Annotated in this window: 1 protein-coding gene; it reads right to left on the reverse strand. The window is 79.0% G+C overall.

Annotation, left to right across the window (positions count from 1 at the left end; all coding sequences use genetic code 11):
- The coding region (locus AO501_RS37920; RefSeq protein WP_197419818.1) for a hypothetical protein at window positions 1-3,897 on the reverse strand (3,897 nt) is incomplete at both ends.

Genomic DNA, 3,897 nt, shown 5'->3' on the forward strand with positions numbered 1-3,897 from the left:
CTCCGCCAACGCCCGCGGTCCCTCCGGACCCGCCGGTGCCCACCGCACCGCCCGCACCACCGACGCCACCGTTTCCGCCGGACCCGCCGGCGCCCGCGTTGTTGCTGCCGCCGTCGGCGAAGCCGGCACCGCCGCCACCGCCCTGGCCGCCGATCCCGCCGATTCCGCCCTTGCCGTTGGTGGCACCGACGACCGCGGTACCGCCGGTGCCGCCGGCTCCGCCCTGGCCGCCGACGCCGCCGGCCGACCCCGCCCCGCCGGTCGCTCCGACGGCGCCGATTCCACCGGCACCTCCGGCGCCACCGGCACCGCCTGCGCCGGCGGTGTTGCCGGTTGTGGTCGTCGCCCCACCCTGGCCGCCGATGCCACCCTTGCCACCGGCTCCTGCCGTCCCCGCGCTGCCTCCCGAACCGCCCGTTCCTGCCGCTCCACCGTCGCCGCCGACACCGCCGGCACCGCCGGTGCCACCGGAGCCCGCATTGTTGGTGCCGCCGTCAGCTGAACCGGCACCACCGGAACCACCCTGACCGCCGGTACCCCCGACGCCGCCCTTGCCGTTGGTAGCCCCGGCCACCGCGGCACCACCGGAACCGCCGGCGCCGCCCTGCCCGCCGACACCGCCGGTCGAGCCCGGAGCACCGCTCGCACCCACGGCCCCCGCACCACCGGCACCGCCCTGACCGCCGGTACCAGCGGTGTGCCCGACGGTCGCCGTGGCTCCACCGACGCCACCGACACCGCCCTTGCCGCCGGCCCCTGCCGCGCCCACAGTGCCACCGGAGCCGCCGCTGCCAACCCCACCACCGGCACCGCCGACGCCCCCGGCCCCGCCGTTTCCGCCGGCACCCGCGTTGTTGCTGCCGTCATCGGCGAACCCGGCACCACCGGCACCACCCTGACCGCCGGCGCCGCCGATGCCACCGTTCCCCCGGGTGGCACCGGTCACCGCACCACCACCGGCACCGCCGGTGCCGCCCTGACCGCCGACACCACCGACAGATCCGGCCCCGCTGGCCGAGCCCACCGCGCCGACGCCGCCGGCGCCACCCTGGCCGCCGTCGCCGCCGGCACCCGAGGTATTACCCGCGGTGGCCGTGGCTCCGCCTACCCCGCCGTTACCGCCGAGGCCACCGGCCCCTGCCGCGCCCGCGATACCGCCGGAGCCGCCGGTTCCCGCCGCGCCGCCCACGCCGCCGCCACCACCGGCGCCGCCGGTGCCACCGGAGCCCGCATTGTTGGTGCCGCCGTCAGCTGAACCGGCACCACCGGTACCACCCTGGCCGCCGGTACCCCCGACGCCGCCCTTGCCGTTGGTAGCCCCGGCTACCGCTGCGCCGCCGGAACCGCCGGCACCACCCTGCCCACCGACACCGCCGGTCGCGCCCGGAGCACCGCTTGCACCCACGGCTCCGGCGCCACCGGCACCACCCTGCCCACCGACACCAGCGGTGTGGCCGACGGTCGCCGTGGCCCCACCGACGCCACCGATACCGCCCTTGCCGCCGACCCCTGCCGCGCCCACGGTGCCACCGGAGCCGCCGCTGCCCGCCGCACCGCCGGCACCGCCGATACCACCGGTCCCACCGGTTCCGCCGGCGCCGGCGTTGTCGCTGCCGTCATCGGCAAACCCGGTACCACCGCCACCACCTTGACCACCGGCACCCCCGGCGCCACCACCGCCATTGGTGGCCCCGGCCACCGCACCGCCGCCCGCACCGCCGGTGCCACCCTGTCCGCCGACACCACCGGCAGAGCCGACGCCGCCGGCCGTACTCGCGATCCCCGTAGCGCCCTGGCCGCCGGCTCCGCCGGCGCCACCGGCACCAGCGGTGTGCCCGGTGGTGGTTGTCGCTCCGCCCACGCCGCCGCCGCCCTTGCCTCCTGCGCCCGCGGTGCCGGCACCGCCCCCGGCGCCGCCGCTCCCCGATGCGCCGCCCGCGCCGCCGGCACCACCGGTCCCGCCGGTTGCGCCCGCGCCCGCATTGTTGCTGCCGTCATCGGCGAATCCCGCACCGCCGGCACCGCCCTGACCACCGGCACCCCCGGCGCCGCCGACGCCGTTCGTGGCGCCTCCCACCGCACCACCACCGGTGCCGCCTGCCCCGCCCTGCCCACCGGCTCCGCCGGCGGCCGCCGCGCCTCCGACGACGCCGACGGCTCCGGTCCCACCGGCGCCGCCTTGGCCGCCGGCACCGCCCGCGCCGCCCGACTTGCCCGCGATGGTCGTCGCGCCACCCACTCCGCCATTACCAGCGGCACCGCCGGCGCCGCCGACGCCCGCGGTGCTTGCGGTGCCACCGCTGCCCATCGCGCCGCCGGCACCACCCACACCTCCGTTACCACCGGCGCCGCCGGCGGTCGGGGCGTTGACCCCGTCATCACCAAACCCGGCGCCGCCCTTGCCGCCGGAACCGCCGGTACCGCCCACGCCCCCGGCGCCGGCCGTGCCACCGGCACCAGAATTTCCGCCGGCCCCGCCCTGACCGCCGGCCGCGCCGTTGCCGCCGGTGCCGCCGGTCAGCCCCGGGGTCGTGCTGTTCTGCCCCTGCAGGCCGGCACCCCCGGTACCTCCGGCGCCACCCTTGCCGCCCGTGCCGTAGCCGCCGTCCACACCCGCCGCGCCACCAGTACCGGCCTTGCCGCCGGCACCCGCGGCACCACCAGTACCGCCGGCGCCGCCGGCGGTCGCGGCGTTGGTGCCGTCATCGGCAAACCCGGTACCGCCCTGGCCACCCGCGCCCCCGCTACCGCCGACGCCCCCGGCACCGGCCGTGCCACCGGTACCAGAACCACCGCCGGCCCCGCCCTGACCGCCGGCCGCGCCGTTGCCGCCGGTGCCGCCGGTCAGCCCCGGGGTCGTGCTGGTCTGCCCCTGCAGGCCGGCGCCGCCGGTACCACCGGCGCCACCCTTACCGCCCGTGCCGTAGCCGCCGTCCACACCCGCCGCGCCACCAGTACCGGCCTTCCCGCCGGCACCCGCGGCACCACCAGTGCCGCCATCGCCACCGGCGGTCGCGGCGTTGGTCCCGTCGTCAGCAAACCCGGTACCGCCCTGGCCACCCGCGCCACCGGTACCGCCCACGCCCCCGGCGCCGGCCGTGCCACCGGCAGCGGAATTACCGCCCGCACCGCCCTGACCACCGGCCGCTCCGTTGCCGCCGGTGCCACCATCGACGCCCGCCGTGGTACTGGTCTGGCCCTGCAGGCCGGCGCCGCCGGTACCACCGGCACCACCCCTACCGCCCGTGCCGTAACCGCCGGCGAGACCACCGCCGCCGCTGCCCGCCCCGCCGCCGGCACCCGCGGCACCACCAGTGCCGCCGTTGCCGCCGACCGTGGCGGCGTTCAACCCGTCATCAGCAAACCCGGTGCCGCCCTGGCCACCGGCACCCCCGGTACCGCCGATACCGCCACCGCCACTGGCACCGCCGGTGATGGCGGCGCCCCCGACACCACCCTGGCCACCCGCGCCACCGTCTCCACCCAGGCCGCCGTTGAGGCCGGCCGTCGTACTCGTCAGCCCCTGCGCGCCGACACCGCCGGTGCCGCCCTGGCCACCCTGGCCGCTCGCGCCACTCGCCCCAGCCGCGCCGAACAACCCGCCGGCTCCGCCGGCACCCGCTATTCCTCCGGTTCCGCCGGTGCCACCGGTTCCGCCGGTACCCGCGTTGCCCACACCGACACCGCCGGTGCCGCCCTGACCGCCTTGGCCTCCCGCGCCGCCGACGCCTCCGGTTCCCCCGATCAGCGACTGAACCGCGCCCCCGATCCCACCGGCTCCGCCAGTGCCACCGTGACCTCCGACTCCGCCGCCCGGACCCGTTGCGCCGATGCCACCCGCCCCGCCGGCTCCGCCGTCACCCGCGGAGCCACCGAAGAGTGCGGCAACCGCTCCAC

Origin of the sequence: Mycobacterium gordonae (assembly GCF_001417955.2) — a bacterium.
In the GTDB taxonomy this organism is placed as follows: Bacteria; Actinomycetota; Actinomycetes; order Mycobacteriales; family Mycobacteriaceae; genus Mycobacterium; species Mycobacterium gordonae_B.